This is a genomic window from Mycobacterium hackensackense, from assembly GCF_025822555.1.
In the GTDB taxonomy this organism is placed as follows: Bacteria; Actinomycetota; Actinomycetes; order Mycobacteriales; family Mycobacteriaceae; genus Mycobacterium; species Mycobacterium fluoranthenivorans.
The window spans coordinates 1-26897 of sequence record NZ_JACKUC010000021.1 but is presented as its reverse complement, the minus strand read 5'-3'; the positions used below and the strand labels follow the sequence as shown (position 1 = coordinate 26897).

Here is a 26897-nt window from a genome sequence, read left to right as displayed (position 1 = left end):
ATTGCTACCGATCCCAAACTTCGCGGTGGGTATCGTGGCGATATGGCCGATGAGCAGCAGTCTTCCGTCCCGTCGGAACCCGTGCCACCGGCACCGGTGCTGCCCGCCACCCCGCCGGATCCCGGGTACGACCCCAGCGGTGTACCGACCTTCGAGTCGGTCCGGGAGAAGATCGAGAACAGGTTCGGCACCGCGATCGGAGCCACCGAACTGGCCGAGGCGACCCCCGAGGGCCGCTCGGTGGCCGAGCAGTACGAGAAGCGTCAGGAAGCCGCTGCCGAACGCCTGCGCCAGATCCGGGAGTCGATGGATCAGCCCGAGAAACCCCGTGCCGGTGGTGACGATTAGATCCTTCACGGTCGAGGAGCGGCGCGCCCGGCTGGCCCGACGGCACTTCCTGGCCTCGCGCGGCGGCAGCGCGGAGAGCGTCTCCTCGGCACTGGTCGGCCTGCACTCCAGCGATCCGGCGACCCCTTATCTGTCGTTGTGGGCGCGGATGCCGGAATTCACCGTCGCCGATCTCGACAGTGCGTTGTACGAGCGGCGGTCCCTGGTCAAACATCTCGCGATGCGCCGCACCCTGTGGGTGGTCGGCTCCGAGAGTCTGGCCGCGGTGCAGGCGGCGGCCAGCGACCGGGTGGCGGCCAACGAACGACGCAAGCTGATCGCCGATATCGAGAAGGGCGGGATCGCCGCGGACGGCGCGGCGTGGCTGGACACCGCGTGCGCGGCGGTGCTGGCATATCTGGACACACACGGACCGACCGGTGCGGCCCAGCTGCGCACTACTCTGCCCGAGCTCGCGGGCAGCTACGACCCCGCACCCGGAAAACCCTGGGGCGGAGCGACGCCGGTGTCACCCCGGGTGCTGACGGTGCTGTCGGTGCGCGGCGATATCGTCCGTGGCCCGAACACCGGCGCGTGGACGACATCGCGGCCGCTGTGGGCGTCGCGGACGGCCTGGCTGGGTGACGGTGCGTCCGCCGACGCCGATTCGGCCGGAACCGAGCTGGTCCGCACCTGGCTGCGCGCCTTCGGGCCGGCAACCGTCGCAGATATCGCGTGGTGGTTCGGCCACACCCTGACGTGGACGCGGCGCGCCCTGGCCGAGGTTGGTGCGGTGCAGGTGGATCTGCACGGCACCCCCGGTGTGGTGTTGCCCGATGACCTGAAGCCCGAGCCTGCGGTCGAACCGTGGTGCGCGTTGCTGCCCGGCCTGGATGTCACCACCATGGGCTGGTTCGACCGAGACTGGTACCTGGACGGTCACCGCGAGCAGGTGTTCGACCGCTACGGCAATGCCGGGCCGACCACTTGGGTGGATGGCCGCGTGGTGGGCGGCTGGGTGCACGACGAGGACGGCCGGGTGCACCTGCAGTTGACGGCAGATGTCACCACGAGCGCACGGAAAGCTCTGCAGCACAAGGCCGACGAGCTGACCGCCTGGCTGGACGGGGTGCGGGTGAAACCGCGGTTCCCCTCCCCGCTGACGAAATCCGCTACGCGCTGACCTTGCGCCGCTTCCGGCTCGGGGCAGGCGCGGATACCGGCACGGGCATACCGAGCATCTCCGCGAGGAACTGCCCGGTGTAGCTCTCCGGCGTGGCCGCCACATCCTCAGGGGTGCCCTGCGCGACGACGGTGCCGCCACCCGCGCCCCCTTCGGGGCCCATGTCGACGATCCAGTCCGAGGTCTTGATGACATCCAGGTTGTGCTCGATCACGATGACCGAATTGCCCTTGTCGACAAGACCGTTGATCACCTTGAGCAGCTTGCGGATGTCCTCGAAATGCAGACCGGTGGTGGGCTCGTCGAGGATGTAGACGGTGCGGCCGGTGGACCGCTTCTGCAATTCGGCCGCCAGCTTCACCCTTTGCGCCTCACCACCGGACAGCGTGGGCGCCGGCTGTCCCAGCCGCACATAGCCGAGCCCGACATCCACCAGCGTCTTGAGGTAGCGGTGGATCGAGGAGATCGGCTCGAAGAACTCGGTGGCCTCCTCGATCGGCATGTCCAGCACCTCGGAGATGGTCTTGCCCTTGTAGTGCACCTCGAGGGTCTCCCGGTTGTACCGGGCGCCGTGGCACACCTCGCACGGCACATACACATCGGGCAGGAAGTTCATCTCGATCTTCAGCGTGCCGTCGCCCGAACATGCTTCGCAGCGGCCGCCTTTGACGTTGAACGAGAACCGGCCTGGCTGGTACCCGCGCACCTTGGCCTCGGTGGTCGCGGCGAACAGGGTGCGGATCTTGTCGAACACCCCGGTGTAGGTGGCCGGGTTGGACCGCGGGGTGCGACCGATCGGCGACTGGTCGACGCGGACCAGCTTGTCCAGCTGGTCGATCCCGTTGATCCGGGTGTGCCGGCCCGGGACCTGACGCGCGCCGTTGAGCTTGTTCGCCAGCACCGTCGCCAGGATGTCGTTGACCAGGGTGGACTTCCCCGACCCCGACACCCCGGTGACCGAGGTCAGCACCCCCAGGGGGAAGGCCACGTCGACCTCTTTGAGGTTGTGCTCGCGCGCACCCACCACGGTGAGCTGACGTTTGCGGTCCACGGGCCGGCGAATGGCCGGGACCTCGATGCTCTCCTTACCCGAAAGATAGGCCCCGGTAAGGGATTCCGGGTTCTTCAGCAGGTCCGCGTACGACCCACTGTGCACGATCCGCCCGCCGTGCTCACCGGCATACGGGCCGATGTCGACCACCCAGTCGGCGTGCGCGATGGTGTCCAGATCATGCTCGACGACGATCAACGTATTGCCCAGATTGCGCAACCGCATCAGGGTGTCGATCAGCTTGCGGTTGTCCCGCTGGTGCAGACCGATGGACGGCTCGTCGAGCACATACAGCACGCCCACCAGTCCGGAACCGATCTGGGTGGCCAGCCGGATCCGCTGCGCCTCGCCACCGGACAGCGTCGCCGCGGCCCGCGACAGCGACAGGTATTCCAGGCCGACGTCGAGCAGGAAGCCCAGCCGGGACTGGATCTCCTTGAGCACCTGCCCGGCGATCGCCTGCTCACGTGTGCCCAGGGTGAGTGCGTTGAGGAAGGCCGCGCAGTCGGCGATGGACAGTTCGGCGACCTCGGCGATGGACTTGGCACCGTGGGTCCCGGCCGCCAGGGTCACCGCGAGGATCTCGGGCTTGAGCCGGGTCCCGGCGCATTCCGGGCACGGAATGTCGCGCATGAAACCCTCGTAGCGTTCCTTCATCTGCTCGGACTCGGTCTGTTCCATCCGTCGCTGCAGGAAGGCGAGGACGCCCTCGAAGTCGGCGTAGTAGGACCGGGTGCGGCCGTAGCGGTTCTTGTACCGCACGTGAACCTGGTGGTCGGAGCCCTCCAGAATCGCCTTACGCGCCTTGGCCGGCAGCCGCTTCCACGGGGTGTCGACGTCGAAGCCGAGCTCCTCGCCGAGGCCGGCCATCATCCGGGTGAAGTACTCGGAGGTGTGGCCCATCGACCACGGTGCCACCGCTCCCTCCGCCAGGGTCAACTCCGGGTCGGGGACGACGAGCTCCGGGTCGACCTCCTTCTTGATGCCCAACCCGGTGCATTCTGGGCAGGCGCCGTAGGGCGAGTTGAACGAGAACGACCGCGGTTCCAGGTCGTCGACGGCCAGCGGATGCCCGTTGGGGCAGGCCAGCTTCTCGGAGAAGCGTTGTTCGCGATGCGGGTGGTCGTCTTCGCGGTCGACGAAATCGAGGACGACGATCCCGTCGGCCAGGCCCAGCGCGGTCTCGACCGAGTCGGTCAGGCGCTGTTTGCTGCTGGCCTTGACGGTGAGGCGGTCGACGACCACCTCGATATCGTGCTTCTCCTGCTTCTTCAGCTTGGGTGGATCGGTCAGTGGATGAACCACCCCGTCTACCCGCACCCGGCTGTAACCCTGCGAGTTCAGCTTGTCGAAGAGATCCACGAATTCGCCCTTGCGGGTACGCACCACCGGCGCGAGCACCTGGAACTTGGTGCCGTCCTCCATGGCCAGCACCTGGTCGACGATCTGCTGCGGCGTCTGCCGCGCGATGCGCTCCCCACACACCGGGCAGTGCGGCGTGCCGGCCCGGGCGTACAGCAGACGCAGGTAGTCGTACACCTCGGTGATGGTGCCGACGGTCGAGCGCGGGTTGCGGTTCGTGGACTTCTGGTCGATGGACACCGCCGGCGAGAGGCCTTCGATGAAGTCGACATCGGGCTTGTCCATCTGCCCGAGGAACTGCCGGGCGTAGGCCGACAACGACTCGACGTAGCGGCGCTGTCCCTCGGCGAAGATCGTGTCGAAAGCCAGCGACGACTTGCCGGACCCGGACAAACCGGTGAACACGATCATCGCGTCGCGGGGCAGGTCAAGGTCCACGCCACGCAGATTGTGCTCGCGCGCACCCTTGACGATCAGACGGTCAGACACACTCCACCCTTTCCGTTCCTGCGCAAGGCACAAGAATCCAGGCCCCATGCTAGGTGCCGGCACCGACAAGCCCGCTAGCGTGGGATTGTGAACAGCCCACACAACCTCGTCAGCGACGACTACACCGGTCACGTCGACCCCGGAACCGCGGCCCGGCGCACGCTGCCCGCGGCCACCATCATCAAGGCGTCCGTCGGCCCGATGGATAACAACGCCTACCTGATCACCTGTTCCGCAACCGGGAAAACCCTGCTCATCGACGCGGCCAACGACGCAGACCGGCTCATCGAGCTGATCGACACGTATGCCCCCGAGGTCTCGCTCATCGTCACCAGCCACCAGCATCTCGACCATTGGCAGGCACTGCAAGCTGTGGCCGAGGCCACGGGTGCACCAACCGCCGCGCACGCGCTGGACGCCGAGCCGCTACCCGTCACCCCGTACCGCATCCTCTCCGACGGTGACACCATCGGCATCGGCGAGCTCACCTTCGACGTCATTCATCTGCAGGGTCACACCGAGGGGTCGGTCGCCCTGGCGCTGCGCGGCGGCGGGGACGGGGCGGGGGACGTCACCCATCTGTTCACCGGGGACTGCCTGTTCCCCGGCGGGGTCGGTAAGACGTGGAAGGACGGCGACTTCGAGCGGCTGCTCGGTGATGTCGCCACGAAGGTGTTCGACCGCTATCCGGATTCGACCGTGGTGTATCCGGGCCACGGCGATGACACGACCCTCGGTGCCGAGCGGCCCCATCTCGCCGAATGGCGCGCCCGCGGGTGGTGACCCGACGAGCAGCCGGCCCGTCCCGACAAGCCCGGCCCCGCCCCGCTGGAAGAGTGACCGGTCCCTTCAAGGGCATCCCCGGATCGATGGGCTGGTGAATCGCGGGGCCGGGCTCAGTCCCATGCGACGGGCAGCCGCTTGATCCCGTGGATGAAGGCCGACCGCAGGATCGCCGGCTCGCCGGTCGCGACGATGTCGGGAACCTGGCGGTACAGCTCGTCGAAGACCACCCGGACCTCGCGGCGGGCCAGGTTGGCCCCCAGACAGAAGTGCGCGCCGCCGGCGCCGTAGCCGATCTGCGGGTTGGGGTCGCGGGTCACGTCGAACCGGTAGGGGTCGGCGAACCGCTGCTCGTCGCGGTTGGCCGAGGCGTACCACATCGAGATCTTGTCGCCGGCCTTCATCTGGATACCGCGCATCTCGATGTCTTCGGTCAGGTTGCGCCGCATGAAGATGAGCGGTGAGCCCCACCGGACGATCTCCTCGACCGCCGTCGGAGCAACCCGGTCGAAATCCTGCCACCAGATATCGCGCTGCTCGGGATAGCGGGTCAGCGCCACCATGCCGTGGCTGATGGCGTTGCGTGTCGTCTCGTTACCCGCCGCCGACAGCAGGATGAAGAACGAGGCGATCTCCGCGGAGCTCAGCCGCTCGCCGTCGACCTCGGCCTGCACCAGATTGGTGGTCAGGTCCTCGGCCGGCTTGGCCCGCCGTTGCTCGGCCAGATTCATCCCATAGTTGGCGAGATTCGTTGACACCTTTAGGATTTCGTCGTAATCGCCGGACACTTCGTCATCGCCCGCGCCGAGCAGCACCGTCGTCCAGTGGAAGATCTCGGCCTCGTCCTCCTCGGGGATGCCCATCAGATCGCAGATGATCTGCAGCGGCAGTTGGCCGGCCACCTCGGACACGAATTCCGCCTCGCCGTCCGGGTGCCGCTCGACCATCTGCGCGACCAGCCGGCGGGCCCGCTCGCGCACACTGTCCTCGATGCGCGCCACCACCTTGGGGGTGAAGGCCCGGTTGACGATGCCCCGTAACCGCAGGTGGCGCGGATCGTCGAGGGTGATCATCGAGCCGAAGAACTCGGAGATCTCGGCAGGCACATCCGACAGCGAGGTGCTGGTCGGGCTGGAACTGAAGATCTCGGGGTGCCGGCTGGCGTGACGCACGTCGTCATAGGTGGTCAGCGCCCAGTGCCCCGCCCCCGACGGGAACCCGGCGAACTCCGGCACCCCGAAGAAGGTGATCGGCGATTCACGGCGCAGGGTGGCGAAAGCACCGTCGCGCAGGTCGTCGTCCCATTCCCAGAACGCCAGCGAGCCGAGGTCGATATCGCCGAGCGGCACGTCGGGCGGTGGGGCACCGTTCCTGCGGGGTGGGATTCCGGTATGGGTCAGTGTTGCGGTCATCGTCGACCTCCCGTCAATGCCGAGTGTGGCACCGCGACAAGTGGTCTGTCCGCAATTTCTACGCCAGGGTCACCTCAATTTTGTCTTCAGAGCTTGGCGATGACCTGCTCGCCGAACTGCTCGACCGCCTCGACAGCGTGGGCCAGGCTGTCACCGGGCACCTGCACCTGGATCCAGGTGACACCGCAGTCGGCCAGCGCGGCGACACCGTCCAGGTAGGCGGCGGCGTCGAAGCCGTCCGCACCGGGTACACCGCCCTGGTTGTTGCTGAAGGTGATGTCGACGGTCGCCGGATCGCGGCCGGCCTCGTCCAGACGCCGCCGCAGATCGCCGATCCCCGCTTCGAGTTCGGCCAGCGATTCCAGCGATGCCGTCCGGGCGGTCTGGGCCAGCACCGCGGGTGCGGGAAACGGACACCAGCCGTCGCCGTACAGCGCGGCGCGGCGCCTGGCGGCGCCGGTGTTACCGCCGACCCAGATGGGCGGCGCGGCAGCCGGGCGGGGATGAGCGGTGACCCCGGCGGCCGTGAAATGCCTGCCTTCGAAGCTGTAGTCATCGGTGGTCCAGATGGCCCGGATCACCTGCAGCGCCTCGTCGACCAGGCCTGCCCGCTCATCGAAATCGACGCCCAGGGCCATGAATTCACGCTTGAGGTAACCGACGCCGACAGCCAGGGTGAAGCGCCCACCCGAGAGCAGGTCGAGCGTCGCACCGGCTTTGGCGACCACGAAGGGGTTGCGGTACGGCAGCACCACCACATTGGGTATCAGCCGCAGGGTCGTGGTGTGCGCCGCGGCAAACCCCATGGCCACGAAGGGATCCAGGGCGTCATGCCCGCCGGCCCGCAGCCATTTCTCGGTGGGGGCCGGGTGATCGGTGAATCCGAAGCCACCGAAACCCGCCTTCTCCGCTGCCACGGCCACCGCCGCCACCCCGGCCCCGCCGACCAGTTCGGGGTTGTACGGATGGCTGTGCATCGGGTGCGTGAACGCGAATTTCATCGGACTCCGCTCGACGTCGGCGAGGGACCCGGCCGCCCGGAGAGCCAGATGTCCTGCCCGGCCGGAATTCTCACGGGTTCACGGTCCCGCCGGAGCGCCCGGCTCTGATCGGATAACGGCACATCCACTCGGACACCGTGACATTTCATCACAATTTTGTAAAGTCCATCGAGGGCCGGAGATGCGAAAGGCCCGGCACACCGCAGTGTGCCGGGCCTTCGGACGTGATATCAGGACGTGTGCACGATGAGCACGTCGACCTTCGACCGACGTGCCACGTTCGCGGGCACCGAGCCCAGGAGCCGGCCCGCGATGGTCGAAAGACCGACGTTGCCGACCACCAGCAGATCCGCTCCGGAATCATTGGCCAGGTCGACGAGGGCATCGACGGGCGCCCCGACGATGGCCTTCTCCTCGATCTCCTTCGCGCCCGCGACCTTCGCGCGATCGCTCGCTTCCTTGAGGATCGCGTAAATGGGGGCGTTGCCGGTCGTCTTGTAGCCCTCGTCCTTCAGGACGTCGGCGGCGTGGTGGTCTTCGCTCTGCGGGAAGTATGCCGTCGCGACGATGAGTTTCGCGCCCGCTCCAGCAGCGATCTCTCCGGCGCGTTCCACGGCACGCAGTGACGAATCAGATCCGTCCGTGCCGACGACCACGGTCCGATAGGCGCTCATTCATGCCCTCCAAGTGTCAGTAGCTAAGCCAACGCAGACAGTAACCCTTTGCTCGGCGGCCGTGGGCGCGATTCGCGACACCCGGCGCGCCGACCACCGTCCCGTTGGCGCCTTTCGAATACCGATGGTATCGGTCAGGCGTCCGGATCAGGCCTTTTGGTGATGCAGGACATGGGCTGGACGTGACGTGCGTCAAAGCCCGTCCGGCCCCTGCCGAGGGTCACAACGGTACCGAATTTCGTTCACTGCGCCGATGTTTGGCACCTCAGCCGTGTCGAGGATCGACATCCGCCCGACATGGGGTGACATGTCGGCGGCAAAAACACTGTCCGAGAACGTGTGCCGGTGCCGTCGCGGCGACGAACACCGGACCCGCACCGGCATGCGGTAGCGGCACCGCGGGCCGGGTATTACGGTTCTGCCCTACAGCGAAAAACGGGGGTCGGCCAGGTGCAACTGTCACAGCTCACGCTGGGCCGGCGTGATCCGGCTGCCCGGTTGCGCACCGGCGGACTCGACGGTGTCCTGGTCGGGGTCTTCGCCGTATTCGTGAGCGCGGCCGGCGCGGCCCGCCCCTCGCTGTGGTTCGACGAGGCGGCCACCATCTCCGCGGGGACCCGCACCGTCGGCCAGCTGTGGGGTCTGCTGGGCAATATCGATGCGGTGCACGGCGCGTACTACCTGCTGATGCACGGGTGGTTCATGGTGTTCCCCGCCACCGAGTTCTGGACCCGATTCTCCAGCTGCCTGGCCGTCGGCATCGCCGCCGCCGGGGTGGTGGCGCTGGCCCGGCAATTCGTCGGACGTACCGCGGCGGTCACCGCGGGTGTGGTGTTCGCGATCCTGCCGAGGATGACCTGGGCCGGGATCGAGGCGCGGTCCTACGCGCTGACCGCCGCGGTCGCCGTGTGGCTGACGGTGCTGCTGGTCATATCCACCCGCCGGCGGCGTCCCGGTTTATGGGCGTGGTACGGCGTCGGCCTGGCACTGGCCACCGTGCTCAATGTCTTCATGGTGCTGCTGGTGCTGGTGCACGCGGCCCATGTGGCGACGCTGAGAGCCCGCCGGCCGGCCGTCGCCTGGGCGGTCGCGACCGGCGCAGCGGTCACCGCGGTCGCGCCGTTCTTGTTCTTCTGCCGCACCCAGATCGCGCAGGTGCATTGGATCTCTCCGCTGTCGGCCGGCACATTCGTCGAAATTCTCAAGAAGCAGTACTTCGATCAGAGTCTGGCGTTCGCCATGTGCGCCGCAGCGATTCTGGCTCTCCCGCTGGTGTTCCGGCGACTGCGGCCGACCGACCCCGGCGCACAGGCCCTGATCCGGCTCGCGCTGGCGTGGGTGATACTGCCGACCGCCGTCATGCTGGCGTATTCCGCTGTGGCCGAACCGATCTACTACCCGCGCTACCTGACCTACACCGCCCCGGCCATGGCACTGCTGCTCGGTGTGTGCATCGTGGCCCTCGTGCGGACCCGCGAGCGGGCCACCGCCGCGGTAGCAGTGCTCGCCGTCGCCGCCACCCCGAACTTCCTGGTCGGCCAGCGCGGCCCGTACGCGAAGGAGGGGATGGATTTCAGCCAGGTCGCCGACATCGTCACCGCGCACGCCGCACCCGGTGACTGCCTGATCATGGACAACACCACCACCTGGCTGCCAGGCCCGATCCGGCCCCTGACCGCGGCCCGGCCTGCGGCCTACGCCACGTTGGTGGACCCGGGCCGTGGCACGCGCGCCGCGGACCGAAACCGGCTCTGGGACGCACATCTGGGCATTTGGGGGGTGGCCGACCAGGTCCGCAAGTGCACCGTGCTGTGGACGGTGTCGCAACGGGACGGGTCCGTGCCGGACCACCAGAGCGGCGCGGGCCTGGATCCCGGCCCGCGGTTGCGCCGGGCGCCGGCGTACCAGGTGCCCGAACGGATGGGGTTCCACATCGTGGAGCGCTGGCAGTTCAACTTCGCGCAGATCGTGAAGTCCACCCGCTGACGGGTTCAGTACAGTTCGGGGCGCCGGTCGCCGAACAGATCGACGTGATCGGTCAACGATTTGTCGTGGGTGACCGAAAGATCGACGTCGGCGATGGCGATACCCGCGCCGGACCCCACGCTGTCGAGTACCCACCCGTCGGGTGAGACCACCACACTGCCTTCGGTCCACGGCTGGCCACGTTCCACGCCGGTGCGGTCACAGCAGGCGACGGCCACCTTACTGGCCCGCGCGGTGGCCATGGCGTTGATCACCTCACCCGGATGCTCACCCTCGGGTCGCGGAAACAACGGCCAGTTGACCGGTGCGGCAATCAGTTCGGCCCCGGCCAAGGCCACCGGCCGGGTCAGCTCGGGGAATTCCAGGTCGTAGCAGATCATCACGGCGATGGCGCCGTGCCGAGTGGCCAGCACCTGCGGGACCGCGGCACCCGGGGTGAAGATCAGTTTCTCCCGGTCCCACAGATGTGACTTGCGGTAGAACCCCAGCACGCCGGTGGCGTCGAGCATGACCGCGCTGTTGTACAACAGCCCGTCTGAGCCGATCTCCGGGAAGCCGCCGACGACGATCGCGTCACCGGCCGCGGCGATCCAGCTCGCGAACGACGTGGCGGTGGCCGGCAGGGCGTGCGCCCGGGCCTCGTCAGCGTCGTCGAACATGTACCCAGAGGTGGCGAGCTCCGGAAGGACGAGGACATCGGCGCCGGCGATGACCGCAGCTCGGATCTGCTCGACGATCACACCGCTGTTGGCGTCGGGGGCTCCGAGCTGGGGTGCGATCTGTGCGCACGCGATCCGGGTCATCAGCGAAGTCTAGTCACGGCAGCGCCGTGCGGGCCTTGAGCGCCAGCCACAGCTCCATCCGGTCATCGCCGTCATCGAGCCGGCGCCCGGTGAGCTGCGCGATTCGGTCGATGCGATTGCGAACCGTGTTGCGGTGCACCGACAACCGGGCAGCTGCCGGATCCCAGGCACCGTTGACCCGCAGCCATTGATCGAGCGTCCGCAACATCTCGGCCCGTTCCCCCGGTTCGAGCGCCTCCAGTGGCGCCAGCACCGCGTCGGCGAATCCACGGACCGCCTCCGGCGCCCCCAGCGACAGCAGCAAGGACACGGTCTCGCCTTCGACTGCGCTGACGGTGCGGCCGAGTCGTCGGCTGACAGCGACCAGGGACCGCGCCTGCATGGCCGAAACCCCCAGCGTTTCAGGGCTGGTCGCCGCGCCGATGCCGGTGGGCAGTCCGCCGGCATGCGACTGCAGGGTCTCGGTGAGTGCGTTCAGATTCCAGTGCGCGATCTCCACTGTGCGGCCCTGGACCCGGACCAAGGCTCCGTCCAGGGTGGAACGCAGCCGGAACGCGAGCTCCTCCCCCGCCTCGTCCACCACTGCGACGTGGCAGTGCTCGGCGGTCAAGCCGACGCTCGACGCAAGTTGTTGGGCGCGTTCGCGTTTGATACCGGTGCGCAGAAGCTGTCCGAATACCTGTTCCCTGCGCCGACGCTCGGGCTCATCGGAGAGTTCGCGCCGCTCGCGGTCCACGGCGATGAGCGAGACCAGCACGGTCGACGAGGCGCGGGCGGTGGCGTCCATATCGGCGCCGAACGCCACGAACGCCAGGGGTATCTGCGCGCCGATGGTGTGCACCTCCAACCCATTGAGCACCGCCCAATTGCGTCCCTCCATCTGGGCGCAGGCCCGGCGCGCCTGTTCGACGATCTCCTGCGGGGTCCCCGGGCTGGCGGCTACCAGACCGCCGGCACCGTCACACACCACACATGGGGTGGCGCTCGTCGAAGCCCACGCCGCGAGCAGCGCCGGCAGCGGTGCGGAGCTCGTCGCCACTGCGGTGAGCCGCCGATTGTTCTCCATGGCCTGTTGAAGTCCACGACGTTCCTGCCGTGCGATGGTCTCGAAGACCCATTTGGTAACGGCGATGAACGGGGTCTGGTCGGGCACCACGAGCATGGCGATCCCCTCCTGCTCCGCGGCTGCCCGCAGCGGTTCCGGACATTCCCGGTAGGGCAGTCCGTGGCCGACCCCCAGCGCGAGTGCGGCCACACCGGCCGCGGCGCATTCGGCGACGTAGGCGCGGCACGCCGCGGCGTTCATCGGTAGCAGCAGGCCGACGGTCATCAGGAGTTCGCCTCCGCGCAGCCAGTCCCCGGGCGAGGTGAGTTCGGAGACATGCGCGGTGGTGATCTCGCGTTCCAGCCCCGCCGCGCCGGCCACCACTGTCAGCTGCAGTGACGCAGCGGTCGCGACATCGCGGACGGTGATCATCGCCCCTCCGGTGTCTTGTACATATCGTCCAATCGTAATGGTCAGACTGAACAAAACCGCTATGGCGTCCAACAGCAGATTTGGCCAAAGTATGACCACCGCCACACAGGGAGATAGACATGGCCATGCCCAGCGCCGACCGGACGGCGACGTTGATCGAGACCCGCTCCATCGACTACGTGCCCGATGACGAACGGCACGGCAAGGTCGGCCACCAGGGGCCGTTCTGGTTCGTCGGCAACTTTCAGCCGTTCACCCTCGCGCTCGGGTTCGTCGGCCCCAGCCTCGGCCTCTCGCTGTGGTGGACGGTGGTCGCCGGAATCGCGGGCATCGCGTTCGGCACCCTGTTCATGGCCTTCCACGCCACCCAGGGGCCCGTGCTCGGGCTGCCCCAGATGATCCAGTCGCGGGCACAGTTCGGCTTCCGCGGGGTGCTGGTGCCGCTGATCGGCACGTTGTTCACCTTCGTCGGATTCAACGTCGTCGATGTCGTCATCCTCAAATCCGGCCTCCAGGAGATCTTCGGCTGGAATTCGGTCGTGGTGGCGGTGGTGATCACCGTGGTGGCCGCCGGTCTGGCCATCTTCGGACATGACTTGCTGCACAGAGCTTTCCGCGTGCTGTTCTGGATATCCCTGCCGTTGTGGCTGGCGCTCACCTACGGTGTGCTGTCCGGCGGGGTACACGGAACCGATTCGACTACAGGCTCTTTCACTTGGGTCGCGTTCCTGGCCCAGTTCGGGGTGGCCGCGTCCTACAACATCACCTATGCACCCTATGTATCCGACTACAGCCGATACCTACCGCGGGGCACCCGGCCGTCGGCGATCATCGCGTCGGTGTTCGTGGGAGCCACCGCATCCCCGGTGTGGTTGATCCCGCTGGGCGCCTGGATGGCCACCTACTTGGGCGCCTCCGACGCGCTGGCCGGAATCAACACCGCCGGCAACGCCACGGTGCCGATGCTGGGCAGCGTACTGGCCGTCGTCGCGACACTCGTGCTGGTGGCGACCATGGGCCTCAACGCCTACAGCGGGATGCTGACGGTGGTCACCGGGTTGGATTCGGTGCGTTCGGTACGCCCCACGCGGAAGTTGCGGGTGATCACCATCGTGGTGCTCGCGGTTGCCTGGCTGGCCATGAGCCTGCTGTTGTCCAACGCGACAGCGGCGCTGAACACCACGTTGCTGATCATGCTGTACCTGCTGGTGCCGTGGACCGCGGTGAACCTCACCGACTTCTTCTTCGTCCGCCGCGGGCACTACGTCATCGCGGACCTGTTCACCCCGGCGGGGGTGTACGGCGCATGGTCCTGGCGCGGGCTGGTGGCCTTCGCCGCGGGCATCGCCGCAGAGATCCCGTTCGTGGTACTGCCGTTCTACACCGGCCCGGTCGCCGCCGCGATGGGCGATGTCGATATCGCCTTCATCGTCGGGCTGGCGGTGTCCGGTCTGGTGTACATCGCGCTGACCCGGTCGCTGAACCTGTCCCATGAGCTCGCCCTCATCGCCGAGGATCCATCCCTGGCCGATCCCGCCGATGCGGTGGCGATCGCCAATACCGTTGAAACGGAGGAGAAATGACCGATCCGATCGGTCCGGTGGATGCCACGCGCCAGCCCCGCTACACCGAACCCGGCACCTTTGCGCGACTGCCGCGCATCGACCAGGTCGGCAGCGCCGACGTGAGCATCGTGGGTATCCCGTTCGACAGCGGGGTGTCCTACCGGCCCGGGGCCCGCTTCGGACCCGGTCATGTCCGCGCCTCGTCGAAACTGTTGCGGCCGTACAACCCCGCGGTCGGGATCGAGCCGTTCGCGGTTCAGCAGGTCGCCGACTGCGGGGATATCGCGGTGAATCCGTTCGATATCGCCGAGGCGATCGAGACCATCGACGCCGCCGTGACCGACCTGCGCAAGGACGGCTCGAAGGTGCTGACCATCGGCGGCGACCACACCATCGCCCTGCCCATCCTGCGGTCCCTGGCCCGCGACCACGGCCCCATCGGCGTGCTGCATTTCGACGCCCACCTGGACACCTGGGACACCTACTTCGGGGCACCGTTCACCCACGGCACGCCGTTCCGCCGGGCCAGCGAGGAGGGTCTGATCGACATGGAACGGTCCCAGCACATCGGCATTCGCGGTCCGCTCTACAGCAAGCACGACCTCGAGGACGACGCGGTGCTCGGATTCCAGGTGATCCGCTCCGACGATTACGAATTCGACGGCGTGGCATCGATCGTCGAGCGGATGCGCAAGCGCCTCTCCGGCGGCCCGGTCTACGTCTCGGTCGACATCGACGTGCTCGACCCCGCGCACGCGCCGGGTACGGGTACTCCCGAGGCTGGCGGCATGACGTCGCGTGAACTACTGAACACGTTGCGTGGGCTGGTCGGGCTGGAGGTGGTCGGGGCCGACATCGTCGAGGTTGCACCCGCCTACGACCATGCCGAGATCACCGGCATCGCCGCAGCGCATGTCGGTTACGAACTGCTCTCGGTCCTGGCGGCCAATCTGGGTTGACCGGGCCGGGCGTGCCGGCCTGCGAAAGGGCGGTTATGGGGCGAGGTTTCGGGGAATCGCCGGTGCAACCCGTCGATCAGCCGGTGCGCCTCGTACAGCTCGCGCCGCAGATCGCCGGCGCGGGGATCGACCCGCGCGTTGCCACGCGCACGTGCCCGGCGGTTTCGTGCATCGACGATTTCCAGTTTGTGCGAGATGTCGGCGACTTGGTCGTAGAGAGCAGCCAGTAGCTGTCGCGCCTGGCTCACCGCCGCATCTTCTGTCACGCAGGGATCTTCTCACCATTTTCTAAGGTGCGCGCACCGGGGTGAGCTTTCCGCGGCAATCGGCGAACCCTTTCCCACCCCGGCGAACACCGTGGCTTTGCTCGAGAATGCCTCGACCTGGCAAAGGCCGAGAGGGCGTTATTTGCCACTGTCAACCGAGAGGGTTGGTGGTCTGCTGACCAGTCCGGTCGATGCGGTGTGATCGATCTGTTCACAGAGGATGTCGCCATGGCCGGCGTGGCCGCGGTGCCATCAAGTCGGCCGGCCGATGTGTGCGCGATCACCGAATTCTTAGACTGCTTCGGCCTGGCGATGAGGTGTGGTGTCACCTCCCCGAGGCAGAATGCTTAAGCCGCCCGCCGATCGGGGGGCGGCTGACACGGCGAGGGCAGGCTCGCTGGGCAGTGACGCACCGACGGGATCCGGCCGCGCCGCGGCATCGGCCCTGGTGGAAGGGATAGCAGTGAGTTACAACGCCGCAGACATCACCGAGCTCGACGATGTCCAACACACCCGCCTGCGGCCGGCGGTGAACCTCGGCCTGGATGTTCTCAACACGGCCCTGCGCGAGCTGGTGGACAACGCGGTCGAAGAGGTCGCAGACCCCAGCCACGGCGGCTCGACCGTCACCATCACCCTGCACGCCGACGGATCGGTCAGTGTCGCCGATGACGGCCGTGGCCTGCCCGTCGACTCCGACCCCGTCACCGGGAAGAACGGCATCGTCAAGACCCTGGGCACCGCGCGGGCCGGCGGCAAGTTCTCCGCCCATTCCGATGCCACCAGCACCGGCGCCGGACTCAACGGGATCGGCGCCGCGGCGGCGGTGTTCATCTCCGCACGCACCGACGTGACGGTGCGCCGGGCCGGGAAGACCTACCTGCAGAGTTTCGGCGGCGGCTACCCCGGCACCTTCGAAGGTAAAGACTTCGACCCGAACGCCCCGTTCACCCGCTCCGACACGCAGAAACTGCGCGGCGTGGGTAACCGCAAGCCGGATGCCCACGGCACCACCGTGCGCATCCTGTTCGACTCGGCCGTGGTGCCCGATTCCAGCGTGGATGTCGGTGAGGTGCTGTTGCGGGCGCACGCCGCGGCGCGGATGTCGCCAGGTGTGCATCTCACCGTCGTCGACGAGGGGTGGCCGGGCGGAGAGATCCGGCCCGAGTTGATCGAGCCCTTCACCGGCCCGTGGGGCACCGACACCCTGCTGGACCTCATGTGCACCGCCGCCGGCACTCCCGTACCCGGCGTGCGCGCCGTGGTGGAGGGCCGCGGTGAGTACACCACCGGCCGCGGACCGACCCCGTTTCGCTGGTCGCTGACCGCGGGCCCGGCCGAACCTGCCACCGTCGCCGCGTTCTGCAATACCGTGCGCACCCCGGGTGGGGGGTCCCACCTGACGGCCGCCGTGAAGGGGCTGTCCGAAGCCCTGGCCGATCGCGCTTCCCGGATCCGCGACCTCGGCCTGGCCAAAGGCGAGGACGGTCCGGAGCCGCAGGATTTCGCGGCGGTCACCGCGCTGGCCGTCGATACCCGCGCCCCCGATGTGGCATGGGACTCCCAAGCCAAGACGGCGGTGTCCTCGCGGTCGCTGAACCTGGCGATGGCCCCGGATGTGGCGCGCAGCGTCACCGTATGGGCGGCCAACCCCGCCAACAGCGACACCGTGTCGTTGTGGACGAAACTGGCGCTGGAGTCGGCGCGGGCGCGGCGCAGCGCCGAAGGCGCCAAAGCCCGGTCCCGCGCGGCATCGAAGGCCAAGGGACTGGGCACCAACCTGTCGCTGCCGCCGAAGCTGCTGCCCAGCAGGGAGACCGGCCGCGGATCCGGTGCCGAGTTGTTCTTGTGCGAGGGCGATTCGGCCCTGGGCACCATCAAGGCGGCGCGCGACGCCACCTTCCAGGCGGCCTTTCCCCTGAAAGGCAAGCCGCCCAACGTCTATGGGTTCACACTGAGCAAGGCACGGGTCAAAGACGAGTTCGATTCCATCGAACGCATCCTGGGCTGCGGCGTGCGTGACCACTGCGATCCGGAACTGTGCCGCTACGACCGCATCCTGTTCGCCTCCGACGCCGACCCCGACGGCGGCAATATCAACTCCAGCCTCATCTCGATGTTCCTGGACTTCTACCGCCCGCTCGTCGAAGCGGGCATGGTCTACGTGACGCTGCCGCCGCTGTTCGTCGTCAAGGACGGCACGCAACGGATCTACTGCCAGGACGAATCCGAGCGTGATGCCGCGGTGGCCCAACTGAAAGCCACCTCCAAACGCAAGGTCGAAGTGCAACGAAACAAGGGTCTCGGTGAGATGGATGCCGATGACTTCTGGAACACCGTGCTGGATCCGCAGCGGCGCACCGTCATTCGAGTGCATCTCGATGACGGCGAATCCAAGCTGCACCACACTCTGTTCGGCGGGCCGCCGGAAGGCAGGCGTACGTGGATGGCCGATATCGCCTCCCGCGTCGACACCTCTGCTCTTGACCTGACGTAGGAGAACTTATTGTGACCGCCACCCTGGACGTTCCCGAGCAGAACCCCGATCTGGTGCTCGACCAGAGCGCAGATGACTATTGGAATCACTACCAGCTGACCTTCGCGCTCTACAGCGTCAGCGACCGCGCCATCCCGTCCGCGTTCGACGGGCTCAAGCCCGGCCAACGGCGCCTGCTCTATCAGATGCACGATTCGAAGCTGCTGCCCGGTAACAAGCCGCAGAAATCGTCCAAGGTCTGCTCGGCCGTCACCGGCAATCTGCACCCGCACGGCGGCGCGTCGATGTACGGCGCCGCGGCGCTGATGGCCGCCGAGTTCCAACGGGTGAAAGTCATTGACGGGCAGGGCGCATTCCCGCGTATTCAGGGTGACATTCCCGCGGCTGACCGCTATACCGAGATGCGGCTGTCGGCGCCCGGTGCGGCACTGACCGCCGAACTCGACGATCACGCCGTACCGATGGTCTCGACGTTCGACGGAGAGTGGATCGAGCCGACGGTGCTGCCGGCGCGCTGGCCGGTGCTGCTGTGCAACGGCGCCGTCGGTATCGCCGAGGGCTGGGCCACCAAGGTGCCGGCGCACAACCCCCGCGAGATCATGGCCGCCTGCCGGGCGCTGCTGGCGACGCCGAAGATGACCGACGACAGGTTGGTCAAGCTCATTCCCGGTCCCGACTGGGGCTGTGGCGCCACCGTGGTCGGCACCGCCGGGTTGCGCGAATACCTCACCACCGGACGCGGCGCGTTCACCGTGCGCGGCACCGTATCCGTGGAGGGCAAGAACGTCATCATCACCGAGCTTCCGCCCGGTGTCGCCAGTTCCACTGTCCAGGAACGGATCCGGGCCTTGGTCGAGTCCGGGGAACTCGCCGGTGTGGCCGATATGTCCGATCTGACCGACCGGCGTAACGGGCTGCGGATCGTGGTCACCGCCAAACGTGGTCACGATGCCGAGCAGATCCGTGAGCAGTTGCTCGCACTGACACCGTTGGAGTCCACCTTCGCCGCCAGCCTCGTCGCTCTCGACGAGGACCGGGTACCGCGCTGGTGGTCGGTACGTGAACTGATCTCGGCATTCCTACACCTGCGCGACTCGGTGGTGGTGCGCCGCAGCGAGTATCGCCTGGAGAAGGTCACCGCCCGTCGTCACCTCGTGGCCGGCCTGATGCTCATCCACCTCGATATCGATGCCGCGGTGGCGGTCATCCGCAGTTCCGATACCGTCGACGATGCTCGCCAGGGCTTGCAGGAGCGCTTCTCCATCGATGCCGAGCAGGCCGATTATGTTCTGGGACTGCAGCTTCGCCGGTTGACCCGACTCGACGTCATCGAACTGCAAGCCGAAGCCGAAAAGCTGGATGCCGAGTTCCTCGAACTGACCGAACTGGTGTCGAACCCCGATGCCCGACGCGCGGTCATCGACAAGGAACTGGTGGAGACCGCGAAACTGTTCAAGGGGGCCGAGTTCGACCGTCGCACGGTGCTGGACTTCGAGGCCACACCGACGGTGGCGGGCTCCGATGACGACGGCGCGCGCGAGCGGAAGGTCAATGCCTCCTGGCGTCTTGATGACCGCGGGGTGTTCTCCGACAGCCATGGCGACCTCCTCACCTCAGGTCTGGGGTGGGCGGTGTGGACCGACGGGCGCGTCAAGTTCACCACCGGCAACGGCCTGCCCTACAAGATCCGCGACATCCCCGTCGCGCCGGACATCACCGGGCTGGTGCGCTCAGGTGTGCTGACACCGGGGCATCACCTGGCGCTGGTGACCCGGCGCGGAAAGGTGTTGCGCATCGACCCCGCCGCCGTGAACCCGCAGGGTGCGGCGGGCAATGGTGTGGCCGGGGTGAAGCTGACGGCCGGTGACCCCGGCGACGAGGTCATTGCCGCACTGCCGCTCACCTGTGAGAACGGTGAGGCCATTCTTTCGATCTCCGAAAAGGGTTGGAAAGTCACCGAAGTCGCCGATATACCGGTGAAGGGGCGCGGTGGCGCAGGCGTCACGTTCCACCCGTTCGTCAACGGCGAGGACGCGTTGATGGCGGCGTCGGTCTCCCCCGCCGGGTTCGTCCGCGGCGGCAAGCAGGTGCGCGCCGAGAAGCGCGCGAAAGCTTCGGTCAAGGGTTCCGGCAGGGACGTGACGCCTGCGACGTAGCAACCGCTCAACTACGCAGCGGGCGGCCCTCCACGTCGGGCACCTTGCCGAGGAGAATCAGGATGCCATCGATGAAGGGCCAGATGCCGCCGATACCCAGCGTCAGCCAGGTGACCGCGATCTGCGCGACGGCCAGCTTGGTGTACCCGAGGTAGAAGCGGCCGAGCCCGAAGCTGCCGAGGAGAATTCCCAACAGACCCGCGGTCACCTTGCTCTTGTCGGACAGGGGTCGACCGGTCAGCGGGTCCACTCCGGCGTAGGCCGGCTGGGGTGCGTAGGTGGGGTCTTGCTGGGGCTGAGGTGTTGTTGTCATGGCGGTAATCGTCGTTGCGGTCCTTGGAATAATCTTGGAGCTCGCGCACGCCGATGTGGACGGTCGATCGCGCACTCACGGGCCGATGCGCACCGGCCCGGGACTCCAGAGGCCGCTACGGGTGGCGGTCGCGAGGTTCAGGTGCGCTTCGGGGGCTTCCACGACGGGATAGAAGCGGCGCAACGAGCCCCAGTCGCGGCCCCAGTCCCGGGACAGGTAGGTGGGCATGACGTGGGCCCTCAGCAGTAAGTCGGTAATACCCAACGGTCCGCCGTTGTCGCCGGACTGCCAGGTGTCCGGCATTTCGATCTTGGCGGGATAGTCCGGGGAGATCCGGTAGGTGGGGACTTGGGTGACACCATTGGCGTGCAGCATGGGCTGCTGACAGGGGAACACCAGTCCCACCGCCCAGTCCAGCAGGATCGGCTGCGTGGAGCCCAGGTACTCCTGCACCGACCGCAACTCGGGCACTCGCGGCGGGGTGACCGCGACCCAGTCACCTGGATTGAGCGAAGTGTCTTCGGCGACAACACGGATATAGCTCGCATCGGCGGCGATATCCGCGCGCGGGAAGCGCAGATTGCGCCATGCCGGCTGCGGACCGATGTCGTACGGGGTGACTCGCCCGCGTGGCACGAGTGTGCCTTCGGGGGTCTCCGTGCCGTACTCCAGGACGACGGTCTGCGCTGTGGTGCGGCCGGACAGGACGCTGTCACCGGTGATGGTGCCGGCGGCGGTGATCACCACGAGCGGATGTTGCGCGTCGGCGGCCGGGAGGCGATACCACGCCGAGGTCAACGTGCTGACCTGTTGAGGTCCGGCGGTGAAGCTCCCGGCCACCGGCACCTTGGCGGGGTCCAGGCCGTAGGGCAACACCGCGCCGGATCCGTTGATCCCGGCCGCATCCGATGCCGTGGGGGCTTCCCAGTCGTAGTCGGTGCCGGATTTGGCTTGGCTCTGCCAGATCGCTTCGGCCAGTGTGTGCTCCGGCAGCCCGTTGGGATCGAAACCGACCGGGGTGGCCCCGCCCAACGGGCCCAGCGGGCCGTAGCGGCCCGGCAGTGGAGCCAGGAATCCGTCGTTGGCCTCGGGTTCGACGAGGACGTCATCGGCCAGGCCGCACCCACCGGCCAGCTCACGAAGGTTGGCCCATCCGTTGGAGTAGCTGGGGTACTCCTTGATGGCCCCGGCCAGCATCGATCCGGCGCACACCACCACCATGGCGCCCGCCGCCACCGGCACGGGCGCTCGCGTCAGGAGGCCGACCGGACGCGCCTCGGGCCGACTCGCGGCGCCGGCCAGGTGCAGCCGCCCCGCGTAACCGGCGGCCGCCACACTCAGTACGAAGAACACCGCACTCACGGTGACAGGACCCCAGTGCGGACTGCTGTCGTTGAACGGCACCCCATAGCTGGAGACATACCAAAACCCGTTGGTCGACGCGAAACACAGGGCAAGAACCAGGAATACGGCCGCAAGGAACGCCACTCGGTTACGCGCCGACCGCAGCACCGCCGGCCCGAACAGCACAGTCGCCACGGCCGCCATCGCCGCGCCGACGGCGGCGAACAGCCCGAAGTGGTGAATCCACTTTGTCGGGGCAAAGGTGAGCAGGAACAACGTGGCGAAGATGACGCCCATCAGTCGCCACACCGGGCCCACCGCAATGCCGGGAATCCGCTTGCGGCGCAACAACAGCAGCATCGACGCGAACAGACATGTCATGGTGATCAAGATCCCGAACCGCCGCGACAACGCGCCATCGGTGGTCGGCAAGAACAAGTAGTAGTAACGCAGGTTCTCGGTGTACCAGGGCTGAGCCGGGCCGATCGCCGTGCGCACCGCGGTGGCTTCGCGCACGGTGGCCAGGGTCTGGTCGGCAAAGATCACCGTCAGCACCACGACTCCGGTTGCGGCCAGCGGCAGCAGGATCGGCCAGATTCCGACCCTCTTGGCGCGGGTGACGATGATGCGCACGATGGGACGCCCACCGGCCAGCAGCACGGCCACGGCGATGATCCCGGTGGGTTGGATACCGAGAGTGAACGCCGCCACGACGATCGCCAGTCCGACCAACGTGGGGCGACGGGTGATGATGGCCCGTTCGACGAGCACATAGGTGACCAGGGCGCCGGTGGCGATCTGTCCCTCCGGACGCAGGCCGTTGTTGAAGGGCATCCACGCGGCGAGGAACACCAACGCCGCCGCCCACACCGCGGCGTTGCTTGCCGCGACGGCCGGGCCCAGCCGGGGCAGCACCTCTCGGGAGAGCAGCAGCCAGCACAGCAGCGCGCAGATCAGGTCCGGCAGCCGCAGCCACAGGCTGGCGTGGCTCACGTGGGTCATGAGGGCGATCAGGTCGTAATACCAGCCGAAGGGGTCCTCAGGACTGCCGAACCAGCGGAAGTAGTTGGCCATGTAGCCGGCGTGGCTGGAGGTGTTGGCCATCCCGAATTGGTAGCCGTCATCCGAAGATCCGGCACCCGCGATGAACCAGAAGACCGACGCGACGATCACCGTCGCATCCACCACGGTGACGTTGCGCCAGCGGGTCGGGACGAGCCGGCGACTGCGGCGCGCATCGAGGCGATCCAGTCGCCACAGCGCCAGCAGTCCGGCAACCGCGCCGAAGATCCCGGCAAGTATCGCCGCCGTCTTCATCGGTGACGGGGAACTGGTGTAGCGGGTGTCGATGGTCGCCGCGAACGTCAGTCCGGGCGGCGCGGGTCCCGTGAGGTCGGTGAATACCCCGACGATCTGGGGTCGCAGGTTCGGATCGCTGAACCCACCTCGCAGTGCCGCACCGGTATCGGGATCGGACACTCCGCGAACCGAAGCGAACGTGCCCTCCACCGAGGAGGACACGTCCAGCCGTTGACATTGCGAGCCGGCCATGAGGGTGCGCGGCACGCTGAGGATCACCACGTTGCGAGCGATCACATCGACGCGCTGGTGAGTCGCCGTGACGAACAGGCCGTTGAGCATCGCCTGCTTGCCTGCCGCCGGGGCGGTCCCCAACACCAGCCCGCCCGAGGTGGGCAGGTCCCGAATGACGTTGCAGGGCACCGATGCCGTCAAGGAGACCGGTGTCAACGTGATCAGCGGTGCGGTCACGCTGCCCAGCCGACCGGCTTGGGGCCACTGCAGCGTCGCCGTGGTCTGCACCACCGGCAGCACCGGAACCAACAGACTCGCCACGAATCCCACCAGGCCCGCGACGACCGCGACCAGCCTGGTCAGTCGCATCGGCCGACCTGGTTCTCCTATGCGCAGCTCAGCGGGCTCACTGGTCGCCTTCGAGTCGGCGTCGTCGCGCACCAGGCTCACCGAGCATCCCCCGCCCCCGTGTTCTCCCCCACCGCATCATCAGTATCCGAAGCAACTGTTACAGTCAAGCGTGCCGCGACCGTTCGACCACGCGAAGCGCGAAGAGCTATTGGCCACTGCGGGGGCCATTTTGGCGCGCACCGGGGTGGTCGACACATCGCTGCGCGAGCTTGCCGCCCAGATGGGCACGAGTGCCCGCATGCTGGTCTACTACTTCGGCGGCAAAGAGCAACTCATCCTGGAAGTCCTGACCCGTCAACAGCGCGCGGCAATACCGGAGACCGAGCAGCTGGACCTCCCGGATTCGATTGCCGCTCATCGCGCATGGTGCTTCGACGACTGGTACGAATGCACGCAGGGAGAACGGCGCAACAGCCTGCGCGTCGTGCTGCAGGTGTTCGGCGCCTCCTGCGGACTCGACAGCCCCTATCGTGAGTACACCTGGGACACCCTGTCCTTGCTCACCCGCAATTCCAAGGCGCGCCTGCAAGCGCTCGGAATGCCCGACCATGTCGCCGAAACCCGTTCGCGCATAGCACTGGCCGCGTTCCAAGGCTTCATCATCGAGTATTTCACCGCACCCGACCCCGCCTTCGTCGACGACACCTTCGCCCGATTCGTCGACGAGTTCCTGCTCGCGCCGTTCACCTCCCCCGACCGGTCGAAGTCATACTGACCCCATGGGGGTACGTCATTCATGGCTCTGATACTCATCGCCGCCGGCATGGCGCTGGCCGTCGCTCTTCTGCTCACGCCCGTGTTGATCCGTGCGTTCACCGTCATGGGCTTCGGTCAGGAGATCCGCGATGACGCACCCCGGAGTCACCAACGCAAGCGAGGCACGCCGACCATGGGCGGTCTGGCGATCCTCACCGCGATGTGGGCAAGCTACCTGGGCACCAACCTCGTGGGGCTCGGTCTCGGCGGTTCCGGCCCGTCGGCATCCGGGCTGCTCGTCCTCGGGCTCGCCACCGCACTCGGTGCGGTGGGCTTCACCGACGACTACGTCAAGTTACGGCGCTCGCGCAATCTCGGCTTGAACAAGAGGGCCAAGTCCGCAGGCCAACTGGTTGCGGCAGTCCTTTTCGGTGTGCTCGCGCTGCAGTTCCACAATGCCGACGGTCTCACCCCGGGCAGCACGGCGCTGTCCTACGTCCGCGATATCGCCGCGCTCACCTTGGCGCCCACGGTGTTCGTGCTGTTCTGCATCATCGTCGTCTCCGCGTGGTCGAACGCCGTCAACCTGACCGACGGCCTGGACGGGCTCGCCGCAGGTGCCATGGCAATGGTGAGCGCCGCCTACGTCCTCATCACCTTCTGGCAGTTCCGAAACGCCTGCACCATCAATCCCGGGCCCGGTTGCTACCAGGTCCGGGATCCCCACGATCTGGCCCTGCTGGCCGCCGCAACTGCCGGCGCCTGCATCGGATTCCTGTGGTGGAACTCCGCACCCGCTCGGATCATCATGGGCGACACCGGATCGCTGGCGCTGGGCGGCATCATCGCTGGTCTGTCGATCACCAGTCGCACCGAGGTCTTGGCCATCATCCTCGGCGCGCTGTTCGTGGCTGAGGTGACATCTGTCGTCATCCAGGTCATCGCATTCCGCACCACCGGCCGCCGGGTCTTTCGCCTCACTCCCCTGCACCACCACTTCGAGCTGATGGACTGGCCGGAAAGCACACTGACCATTCGATTCTGGCTGATCACGGCCATCTCCTGTGGTCTCGGAATCGCGCTCTTCTACAGCGAATGGTTGACGGCCGCCGGATCGTGAGCGCCGGGCAACCTGCTGTCGCGTCGGTTCAGGCGGTCGCCGACTCAGCCTTGTGGGCGTGCAGCAGGTATCCGGGAAACTGCAGCCGCCCGAGCGAGTCTCGGTCGAAGGGCAGTGTGAGATCTGGAAGTCCGGGCAAGGAACCGACTTTGGCCAGGATCGGTGCCGGGCGGATGAAGTCGATGTCGAAATAGCGTCCGACCGCGGCATGTAGTTCGTAGGCATCGACCTCGTTGGGCTTGGACGCCATCTCTGCGGGGTAGGCGCCCTTGGCGAAGACCAGGATGTAATAGTCGGCGCCTCCGGCGGCGGAACGATGGACTGCTTTCAGGTAGGCATCGCGCCTGTCCACCGGCAGCGCGTGGAACAGGGTGCAGTCCACCACGCTGAGAAAGCGCTCGTCGTAACCGGTGAATGCGGTGATGTCGGTCTGCACGAAGGTCGCGTTCGTCAGACCGCGTTCAGCGGCCGTGCGCTGTGCCCATGCGACGGCGGTACCGGACAGCTCCAGACCGACCACCGTATGGCCGGCCTCCGCCAGGGCGAGGGACACCTCACCGTGGCCGCAGCCCGCGTCGAGCACGTCGCCACGGAATGCACCCGCGCGGATCAGGTCGGCGATCACAGGTTGGGGCTCGCCGATGTTCCACGGCGGCGGGCCATCGAAGAAACCATCCTCGCGGTAGGCGCCGTCCCAGTCCATCGTCTCCATCGTCATGCATTCCACGGTAGTACCGAATTTCCGCAGCTAGGGCCGACTTTCGATGTGGACCTTTTCACCTTGCCAACCCGACCGGGACCTGCTCGAAGCCGACCTCACCGACCCTTGACAACGGCCCGGCCACCCGCTCGGAGGTTCCTCAGCGGCGCTCGTCGACAGCCGCTGCGAACTGCACGTGCTTTCGCTCAGCTCGCTCGCTTCGTCGCGGAACCAACTGCGCCACTTCCGGATCGTCCTGGTGCACAGGCGGACTCGAATGACTTGTCTGCGCCACTCGTATTCGCACGGCAAGATCGCGCAGTGCGGTCTCCTCATCACTGCCGACGAATCCATTTATCCACGCCCACAACGACGCCACGAGGGCGGGAGGCAGCGTCGCGCCGTTGCCCACGAATCGTTCGAGAAGTTCTCTGATGGCGACGTTCTGCTCGCCCGCGCCGATCTTGACGCACAGCCATGAATTCACCGTGTCCGCGAGGAACGGCTTCGCCGATCCCATGAGAGCCCAAGCAAATTCGTTCTCGTCAGCTCTGTTCATCACCGCACTCCGAGTCATCGGACGGTTTCGGGTACGGTCGGCACGAGGTGGATTCGCCACCAGATAGGGCCTGACCGCCCGCATCACAGCGTGATCGCCGCGGTCGCAGTGCCGTCGAGATCGTCGAGGATCGCGGCCTGCGCGGCCGGGGGCAGGGTGTGCAGGATCTCGCGCACCCGGGCCTGACGACGCGCCACACCCTTACGCTCGGGCATCCCCGGCGTCGCAAT

The 26897-nt window shown here is 67.1% G+C and carries 20 protein-coding genes and 2 pseudogenes; 11 read left to right on the top strand and 11 right to left on the bottom strand.

Going from position 1 to position 26897, the window contains the following annotated elements; all coding sequences use genetic code 11:
• Nucleotides 1-42: 42 nt before the first annotated feature.
• Together H7J86_RS00880 and H7J86_RS00875 are read left to right on the top strand one after the other, a co-directional pair.
• Entirely contained in the window at nucleotides 43-348 is a 306-nt protein-coding gene (locus H7J86_RS00880; RefSeq protein ID WP_090364286.1) for a hypothetical protein, read from the top strand.
• Nucleotides 344-1510, top strand: a complete 1167-nt coding sequence (locus tag H7J86_RS00875; RefSeq protein WP_267288831.1) for a winged helix DNA-binding domain-containing protein — start codon at nucleotides 344-346, stop codon at nucleotides 1508-1510. The genes H7J86_RS00880 and H7J86_RS00875 overlap by 5 nt, the downstream gene beginning before the upstream one ends.
• On the opposite strand, the gene uvrA is transcribed toward H7J86_RS00875, so the two are convergent.
• On the bottom strand, nucleotides 1500-4412 hold the full coding sequence (gene uvrA / locus H7J86_RS00870; protein WP_267288774.1) for an excinuclease ABC subunit UvrA: 2913 nt from the start codon (nucleotides 4410-4412) through the stop codon (nucleotides 1500-1502). The two genes, H7J86_RS00875 and uvrA, sit on opposite strands and share 11 nt — an antisense overlap.
• Before the next feature lie 87 nt (nucleotides 4413-4499).
• On the opposite strand from uvrA, the gene H7J86_RS00865 reads away from it, so the two are divergent.
• Nucleotides 4500-5195, top strand: a complete 696-nt coding sequence (locus H7J86_RS00865) for an MBL fold metallo-hydrolase (RefSeq protein ID WP_267288772.1) — start codon at nucleotides 4500-4502, stop codon at nucleotides 5193-5195.
• A gap of 113 nt (nucleotides 5196-5308) precedes the next feature.
• Here H7J86_RS00865 and H7J86_RS00860 read toward each other — a convergent pair whose 3' ends face one another.
• From H7J86_RS00860 to H7J86_RS00850, 3 genes are all read right to left on the bottom strand, one after another.
• Nucleotides 5309-6607, bottom strand: a complete 1299-nt coding sequence (locus H7J86_RS00860) for a cytochrome P450 (RefSeq protein ID WP_267288770.1) — start codon at nucleotides 6605-6607, stop codon at nucleotides 5309-5311.
• A gap of 86 nt (nucleotides 6608-6693) precedes the next feature.
• Entirely contained in the window at nucleotides 6694-7608 is a 915-nt protein-coding gene (locus H7J86_RS00855; protein ID WP_187095916.1) for an LLM class F420-dependent oxidoreductase, read from the bottom strand.
• 230 nt (nucleotides 7609-7838) lie between these two features.
• Nucleotides 7839-8282 (bottom strand): universal stress protein, encoded by a 444-nt coding sequence (locus H7J86_RS00850; protein ID WP_090364295.1) that lies wholly within the window; start codon nucleotides 8280-8282, stop codon nucleotides 7839-7841.
• Between the two features lie 450 nt (nucleotides 8283-8732).
• Between H7J86_RS00850 and H7J86_RS00845 the strand changes: the two genes are divergently transcribed.
• On the top strand, nucleotides 8733-10268 hold the full coding sequence (locus H7J86_RS00845) for a glycosyltransferase family 39 protein (RefSeq protein WP_267288768.1): 1536 nt from the start codon (nucleotides 8733-8735) through the stop codon (nucleotides 10266-10268).
• 5 nt (nucleotides 10269-10273) lie between these two features.
• Here the strand turns inward: H7J86_RS00845 and H7J86_RS00840 are convergent, their stop codons facing one another.
• Both H7J86_RS00840 and H7J86_RS00835 read right to left on the bottom strand, forming a co-directional pair.
• A complete protein-coding gene (locus tag H7J86_RS00840) occupies nucleotides 10274-11071 on the bottom strand; it encodes a nitrilase-related carbon-nitrogen hydrolase (RefSeq protein ID WP_267288766.1) in 798 nt (265 codons plus the stop codon).
• Nucleotides 11072-11084: 13 nt separating this feature from the next.
• Entirely contained in the window at nucleotides 11085-12548 is a 1464-nt protein-coding gene (locus H7J86_RS00835; RefSeq protein WP_267288764.1) for a PucR family transcriptional regulator, read from the bottom strand.
• Nucleotides 12549-12667: 119 nt separating this feature from the next.
• Between H7J86_RS00835 and H7J86_RS00830 the strand changes: the two genes are divergently transcribed.
• The 5 genes from H7J86_RS00830 (at nucleotide 12668) to H7J86_RS00810 (ending at nucleotide 19991) form a co-directional block, all read left to right on the top strand.
• Nucleotides 12668-14131, top strand: a complete 1464-nt coding sequence (locus H7J86_RS00830) for a purine-cytosine permease family protein (RefSeq protein WP_187095920.1) — start codon at nucleotides 12668-12670, stop codon at nucleotides 14129-14131.
• A complete protein-coding gene (speB, locus tag H7J86_RS00825; protein WP_267288762.1) occupies nucleotides 14128-15072 on the top strand; it encodes an agmatinase in 945 nt (314 codons plus the stop codon). Before H7J86_RS00830 ends, speB begins: the two co-directional genes overlap by 4 nt.
• A 62-nt stretch (nucleotides 15073-15134) precedes the next feature.
• Entirely contained in the window at nucleotides 15135-15302 is a 168-nt protein-coding gene (locus H7J86_RS00820; RefSeq protein WP_170847509.1) for a hypothetical protein, read from the top strand.
• Nucleotides 15303-15801: 499 nt separating this feature from the next.
• Nucleotides 15802-17835: a toprim domain-containing protein gene (locus H7J86_RS00815; protein ID WP_090364305.1), complete on the top strand. Its 2034-nt coding sequence runs from the start codon at nucleotides 15802-15804 to the stop codon at nucleotides 17833-17835.
• 11 nt (nucleotides 17836-17846) lie between these two features.
• Complete coding sequence (locus H7J86_RS00810; RefSeq protein ID WP_267288760.1) at nucleotides 17847-19991, top strand: DNA gyrase subunit A; 2145 nt, start codon at nucleotides 17847-17849, stop codon at nucleotides 19989-19991.
• A gap of 7 nt (nucleotides 19992-19998) precedes the next feature.
• Here the strand turns inward: H7J86_RS00810 and H7J86_RS00805 are convergent.
• Nucleotides 19999-20274, bottom strand: a pseudogene (locus H7J86_RS00805) (TM2 domain-containing protein); the annotation flags it as partial.
• Between the two features lie 105 nt (nucleotides 20275-20379).
• Nucleotides 20380-23550 carry an arabinosyltransferase domain-containing protein gene (locus tag H7J86_RS00800; protein ID WP_267288758.1) on the bottom strand — a complete coding sequence of 1057 codons (3171 nt, stop codon included), beginning with the start codon at nucleotides 23548-23550 and terminating at the stop codon, nucleotides 20380-20382.
• A 151-nt stretch (nucleotides 23551-23701) separates the two neighbouring features.
• Here H7J86_RS00800 and H7J86_RS00795 point away from each other — a divergent pair, with 151 nt between their 5' ends.
• Both H7J86_RS00795 and mraY read left to right on the top strand, forming a co-directional pair.
• Entirely contained in the window at nucleotides 23702-24307 is a 606-nt protein-coding gene (locus H7J86_RS00795) for a TetR/AcrR family transcriptional regulator (RefSeq protein WP_187095924.1), read from the top strand.
• A 21-nt stretch (nucleotides 24308-24328) separates the two neighbouring features.
• Complete coding sequence (mraY, locus tag H7J86_RS00790; RefSeq protein WP_187095925.1) at nucleotides 24329-25408, top strand: phospho-N-acetylmuramoyl-pentapeptide-transferase; 1080 nt, start codon at nucleotides 24329-24331, stop codon at nucleotides 25406-25408.
• 28 nt (nucleotides 25409-25436) lie between these two features.
• Here the strand turns inward: mraY and H7J86_RS00785 are convergent, their stop codons facing one another.
• The 3 genes and pseudogenes from H7J86_RS00785 to H7J86_RS00775 all read right to left on the bottom strand — a co-directional run.
• Nucleotides 25437-26126: a class I SAM-dependent methyltransferase gene (locus H7J86_RS00785; protein WP_267288756.1), complete on the bottom strand. Its 690-nt coding sequence runs from the start codon at nucleotides 26124-26126 to the stop codon at nucleotides 25437-25439.
• 142 nt (nucleotides 26127-26268) lie between these two features.
• Entirely contained in the window at nucleotides 26269-26667 is a 399-nt protein-coding gene (locus H7J86_RS00780) for a hypothetical protein (protein ID WP_267288754.1), read from the bottom strand.
• Between the two features lie 83 nt (nucleotides 26668-26750).
• A pseudogene (locus H7J86_RS00775) lies at nucleotides 26751-26897 on the bottom strand (ABC transporter ATP-binding protein); the annotation flags it as partial.